Origin of the sequence: Kineosporia babensis, assembly GCF_021129305.1 — a bacterium.
GTDB classification, from domain to species: domain Bacteria; phylum Actinomycetota; class Actinomycetes; order Actinomycetales; family Kineosporiaceae; genus Kineosporia; species Kineosporia babensis.
The window spans coordinates 44156-50519 of sequence record NZ_JAJOMB010000038.1 but is presented as its reverse complement, the minus strand read 5'-3'; the positions used below and the strand labels follow the sequence as shown (position 1 = coordinate 50519).

Here is a 6364-nt window from a genome sequence, read left to right as displayed (position 1 = left end):
CTCGACCACTTCGCTGGAGTACGTGTCGATGGTCTGGGCGTGGGTGGTGACCTGGTCGGGGTCCATGGTCATGGTTCCGTTGGAAGTAGCGACCGCGGCCTTGGCGAGTTGCTCGTAGACCAGCCCGGACACGGCCGCCTCGACCTTCTCTTCCAGAGGCCCGACCGCGGTGAGGATGAGCTGGCCGGTGATGTAACCGACGAGCTGGGTGGTGAGCCAGTTGGTGGTCATCCGCGCCGCAGCGATGGCCGCGGCGGAGGCCGCCTGGGACAGGCCGAACGTGGCCACGGTGGCGGCCTGGGCGGCCGCGACGGTGGTGGCCAGCATGGTCAGGTGGGCGACCGCGGCGGCCTTGGTGAGCTCGATCATCATGGCGGTGCTCTCGAGACCGAGCGCGCAGCCCTCACAGGCGGTCAGCATGGCGCTCATGTGTCCGGAGGAGGCGTTCGACCAGGAAGCGGCAAGGGTGTCGTAGCTGCCACCGGTGTAGGCGGAGCCCACGCTGGAGATCGTGCCGGTCGCCGTGTCCTGCCCGGCCAGCAGGTCGTCACCGAACTGGCGCACGTGCCCGGCCAGCTCACGCACGGCGTCCTCGTCGATGTCAGGCCAGTACACCCCGGCCAGCCCCAGCAGCCAGGTCACCGGTTCCGGCAGATCGATCGACACCCCACGCCCCTCACAGCTCGCCACCATCGTCACCGAACGAAACCGTCAGATTTCGATCGGATTGGACGCTACCAAGGTCGTCCCGGGGCCGATAAGGCATGATCGTCGTGACGATCACGACGTACAGGCTGGGCAACAGGCGTGGAGGAGCGGGCGTGAAACTGCCGGACATCGAGGACCTGAACCCCGATCATCTGAGCGTCTACCGCGAGCGCGCCGCCGCCGCGACCGAGCAGTGGCACGCCATGCGGTCGAACACCGATGCGCTGCAACAAGAACTCGCTGCGGTACGCGGTACCGCCACCTCCCCTGACGGTTACGTGAGCGCCGTGGTCAATCTGCAGGGGCTGCTGCAGGAACTGGATCTGGACCCGCGGATCTACCGCTATACCGACAGCGAGGCGCTTGCAGCGTCGGTGAAAAACACTGTCCAGAAGGCCACCGAAGACGCGACCCAGCGGGCACAGGCCGCCATGGATGCTCGAGGGCCGGGACACAGCCTCGTTGGTCTGATGCGCGGGGAGATTCCCGATTTCTCGGGTGGGGACGGGGCATCCGCCGCATTCTGATGCGCAACCCGGTTGCGGAGAGGAACGCCGCGGTGGCCTCCGGCCGTGATTAGCACGATCACTCCACGATTACCGTGTCGGAGATCCGAGGCTTCCATTAGCCGACACATCATCGCGAGCAAGAGCACCGCAGGATGCTGCTCCCAGCTCGCGGGCGAGCGCGCCGGTGTGCAGGACTCACGGCCGGTGCGCCCGCCTGGCCCTGGCCAGCACCTTTCCAAGGGCGACATGGTCGACATCGCCGCTGCGCGCTTCTTCGAGCGAGGCGCTGGAAGCGCCAATCACACCGGGCCTGACGCTACCCGGCGGCCGTTGAACGATCGTTGCCGTGGGCACGGCTGACGAGGTACAACCCGGTTGCAGCTCACGATGCCGTCGCTCCCTCCTGATGGCACCAGCCTGGGTCCATGAGCATCGAGCGGCACCGTGCCCCCTGACCGAGACCACCGCGGGCGCGAACAAGGGGGAGCGCAAGACCCTCGGAGCTTGGACCCGCCGGTTGCCCGAAGGGCAATGACTCGACGACAGCTGTCATCGACTGGGACTGCTGATCATAGTCTCCAAAACCACCGAATCCGGATACAGTTCGGGTGATTTACCGGTATTGCCGTGTTCTCATCCTGATCAGTGAGCTGGGCTGCCGGGTTCTTGGCCACGCCCGCTCCCACGCGAACACCAACCCATGTCACGAAGGTGAGGATCCACAGGTGCCCGACCGGCAACGCAGCGCCGAACAGGATGTCGTGCTCGACCGCACCAGGCGTTTCCTGGACTACCTGGGCTCCGTCGCTCGCGAGCTCAAGACGAAGGCTGAGCGGGATCTGCGTCAGGCCGCCGCCGGCACCCCGCTCTGGCCGGACGTCGTCCCAGTTCATCACGCTGTCACGCTGGGCCCGGCCCAGGGGCGCGATGCCTGGCTGACAGTCAGGAAGGTCAGCGAGCCCGCGCGGCCGGCGTTGCCCAGGCAGTTGACCGATCACGTCGACGCAGTCTCACTCGATGACCTGGACGAAGGCCCGAGTCAGCGGGCCCCGGAACCCCTGGTCGGGCCGGAACCGTCGGAGGACGCCGAGCCGGAGCAGTTGGAGGCATGGCAGGCACAGCAGCAACTGCACGAGGCGTGGAGGGAACGTCAGGAGCAGCTCGAGACCTGGACCGAACAGGTCTGGAAGCCGTGGGCCGAGAGCATTCCGCCCGCTCGTGCTGCCCGCGCACTGTACTCCCACCTGTTCGATCTGAGCCTGCGGCTCAAGGAGGACCAGGCAACGCACGAGCTGACCTGGGGTCACAGCATCCTGGGTTGGCAGGTCGGCGAGCAGACGATCTTCTCCCCGGTGGTCACCACCCGGATGACGATCGAGAGCGACAGCAGGGACGGCACCCTGCGGGTGCTGCCCGAACGCGGCAGCGAACTTGAGCTTGACGCTCTCGAGGGCCTGGGCATCCCCGCCATCGCCGAGCTGACCGCCTTGCGCGAAAGACTGCGCGCCAACCCTTTGGACCCGTGGCTCGCCGACTCCCTGAACAGCATCAACAGCAGCGTTCTGGCGCCTCTGGGTCTGGACGCGAAACTGAACGAGTCCGGTGAGGTCGTGCAGCCGAACCGGCATCCGGTGCTCACTCCGACCTGGGTGCTGTACTCGCGCAAGCGGGCTCTTCGGCAGGAACGCTTCTACCAGGAGCTCGCCGATCTCATCGACGAGAAGGGCTTCATTCCGGAGGGCGTGGCCGCCATCGTGGCGGACGAGGAGACCATCACGGCCGATAGGGAGGCCGGGTCTACCGGTTACGGCAACCAGAACACGGCCGAATGGACGGCTGTGGCGGACTTCCCGCTGCTTCCGCTGCCCTCCAACGACGATCAGGACCGCATCATCCGGCAGCTGGGTCGCAGTCCTGGGGTCACGGTGCAGGGCCCACCCGGCACCGGAAAGACTCACACGATCGCGAACCTGGTCAGCCATCTGGTCGCCCACGGCAAGCGGGTTCTGGTCACCGCGCAGAAGGAGCAGGCGCTCGAGGTTCTCAGGGACAAGATCCCGGAGGAGCTGCGGGATCTCAGCGTGGCGATGCTGGGCTCTTCGCCCGAGGCGATCGACCAGGTGCACTCGGCGGTCCAGGCGATGAGCAGCATCGTCAGCCGGCTCGACGTGGACCGCGAGACCAAGAAGATCGCCGAACTGAAGACGCAGGTGGAGGACTTGCGGATCAAGATCCGCCAGACGGACCTGAAGTCGGTTGAGGCGATGCGTTCCGAGCAGAGCGAGTTTCCGCTGCCCAACGGTCCGGCCAAGGCCGGTGAGGTGGCCCGCTGGGTGCATGGACAGGCCGATGTGCTGGGCGTGGTTCCGGACCGCGTCCCGGCCGACGTGAGCCTTCCCTTCTCCCCGGCCGAGTGCATCGAACTGCACCGTCTCTGTCGAGATCTGGCTACCAGCGATCTTCGCGCCCTGCGTCAGGACCGGCCCAAGCCCGGGCTTCTTCCGGTCGGCTCGGAGTTGCGCCAGGATCACGAGAAGCTGGACCGGGTGCGGGACAAGCTGGCTGATCTGGAGGCCGAAGGCGTCGACTTCGACGGTATCGATCTCCTCGGCGAGGTCGAACTGACAGCGCTGGCCGAGGTCGCCACCACCGAAGCCGATCGAGTGGGCAAGCTGGAGGAGACATGGCTTCTGGGCATCCGCTCGAAGGTGAGGAGCTCACCCGATCTACAGGAGTACTGGGCTGAGCAGGCCGAGCAGTTGCGGGCCCGCGCCTCCCGGCTCATCGGGCTGCGAAAGGAAACGGTCCGCAACACGTTCGACGTTCCCGATGGTGACGTGCGCACGCATCATGATCTTCTGGACCAGCTGGAGAAGCGGTTCGCCAAGAACAAGGGCGTCCCCCGATTCTCCGGAGGTGGCCTGCGGGACTTCCATGCGAAGACCAGGATCGACGGTGGCGAGATCCGGAGCCTCAAGGAACTCAACCTCGTGCGCTCCTGGATCGACTTGCGCAGCGAGACCACCTCCACCGTGAAGTACCTGGAGCACCTGGCCGACGAGTGCGGTCTGCCTGTCCCGGCGACCGGCGGCACCTTCACGTCAACCGTCGGTCAACTTGCCCAGCAGCTCAAAGACGCTCTCACATGGGAAGAAACCGACCAGCAGGCGGTTGTGAATCAGTTACGCCGGGCACTCCCGGCGCTCGGTAGCATCCTGGACAGCCAGGCCCTTTCCAACGCACAACGACTTCTCCGCGCGGCTGCGGAGCGTCGCCAGGAGCGCGCGTTGACCGCTGCTCTCGAATCTCGCCGTGACCAACTGGACCTTGAGCGTCAGGGCACCACGGCGTCTCCCATTTGGGATCAGTTGTATACGGCCTTCCTGCAGCGCTCCTGGGACGACTGGGACACCGCGCTGAACGAGAACGCTCGTCTCAACAACCTTCTCCCGGATCTGGACCAGTACGACCACCTCCTGGGCTGCCTCACCCCGATCGCCCCCGGATGGGCCGAGCGCCTCGTCGCCCGAACCCATGTTCTGGCACCCGAGCGCTGGCCGGACGCCTGGCACTGGGCCCAGGCCGAAACCTGGCTCCAGGATCTGCGCACGAAGGGTGCTCTGGAGCACTGGCAGCGACGTAGCGAGGAACTCCGCCAGGAACTGGCTTCCACGGTGATCGACATGGCCCGTCGATCAGCCGAGATCGGTCTTAAGCACAACCTTCGCGATGGGCAGCGCCGTGCCCTGAAGGCCTGGCTCAGCGCGCTGGGCAAGGTCGGCAAGGGCACCGGCAAGACCGCACCGCACTGGCAGCAGACCGCCCGTGAGCAGATGCCCGAGGCGATGGGTGCCGTTCCGGTATGGATCATGCCGATCCACCGGGTACTGGACAACTTCGATCCCCGCCGCAGCGACCTTTTCGACGTGGTCATCGTCGACGAGTCCAGCCAGTGCGACCTCCTGTCGGTGGGGGTGCTCGCACTGGGCAAGAAGGTCGTGGTGGTCGGCGACGACAAGCAGACCAGCCCGCCCGGCGTGGGCGTGCTGCGCGAACGGATCATCGGTCTTCAGCAGGCGCACCTCGCCGGCGTCCCGCAGAAGGAACTGCTGACAGTCGACGAAAGCCTTTACGGCATAGCCGAGCGCGCCTACGGCGACGTGGTCATGCTGCGCGAGCACTTCCGTTGCGTTCCGGAGATCATCGACTTCAGCAACCGGTTCTACGACAACCGGATTCTGCCGCTGCGCGAACAGACCCGCACGGACATCGGACCGGCGCTACGTGCGGTCCAGGTTCCTGACGGAGCGTGTATCGGTTCGCCGGCCACTCGGATCAACCGGCCGGAAGCCACAGCCCTGGTGCAGCAACTGGTCACCTGCGCCGATGACCCGGCCTACAAGGGGCTCACTTTCGGGGTTGTCGTGCTGCTCAACTGCGGACAGCGGAAAGAGATCGAGAACCAGCTCAAGGAGCACCTCGGGCTGGAGCGCTTTGCCGAACTGAAGCTCCGGGTCGGCGACGCTGCAGCCTTCCAGGGTGACGAGCGAGACGTCATCTTCGCCAGCGTTGTCACCGACAACAGCAGCTACGCCGCGGTGCAGAAACGTGACAAGCAGGCCATCAACGTCGCTGCATCACGGGCCCGCGACCAGCTCTGGATCTTCCACACCGTCGATCCAGGCACGCTGAACGCCGAGGACCAGCGGCGTTCTCTCATCGACTATGCGCGCACCTACCGTGACGTTCGGCGGGAGGCCCAGGACCTGCGGGAGCGATGCGACTCCGGCTTCGAGCGCGATGTGCTGGACCAGTTGCTGGCCCACGGCTACAAGGTCACGGTCCAGCACCCGGTGGGCAACTACCGCATCGACATGGTGGTCCATGGCGAGAAGGACCGGCTCGCAGTCGAGTGCGACGGCGACCGGTTCCACGGCATCGAGCAGTGGGACGACGACCTGCGCCGCCAGCGGGTGCTGGAGCGTCTGGGCTGGAAGTTCTGGCGTGTACTCGCCTCTACCTACTATCGCTCCCCCGATGAAGCGTTCGCCGCTCTGGTCACGCGCCTCGACCGACTGGGCATTTCCCCCATCGCCCCAACCGAACCGCTCGCCCCTGGCGTTGCCCCGGAGCGCTGACCGCCCGCA

The 6364-nt window shown here is 66.1% G+C and carries 3 protein-coding genes; 2 read left to right on the top strand and 1 reads right to left on the bottom strand.

The features are described from left to right. On the bottom strand, positions 1 to 666 hold a 666-nt coding region (locus LR394_RS39540; RefSeq protein ID WP_231449859.1), incomplete at its 3' end, for a WXG100-like domain-containing protein. A gap of 155 nt (positions 667 to 821) precedes the next feature. On the opposite strand from LR394_RS39540, the gene LR394_RS39535 reads away from it, so the two are divergent. Further along, complete coding sequence (locus LR394_RS39535; RefSeq protein ID WP_231449858.1) at positions 822 to 1235, top strand: YbaB/EbfC family nucleoid-associated protein; 414 nt, start codon at positions 822 to 824, stop codon at positions 1233 to 1235. Positions 1236 to 1942: 707 nt separating this feature from the next. Continuing rightward, a complete protein-coding gene (locus LR394_RS39530) occupies positions 1943 to 6355 on the top strand; it encodes an AAA domain-containing protein (protein ID WP_231449857.1) in 4413 nt (1470 codons plus the stop codon). The last annotated feature ends 9 nt before the right edge of the window (positions 6356 to 6364 follow it).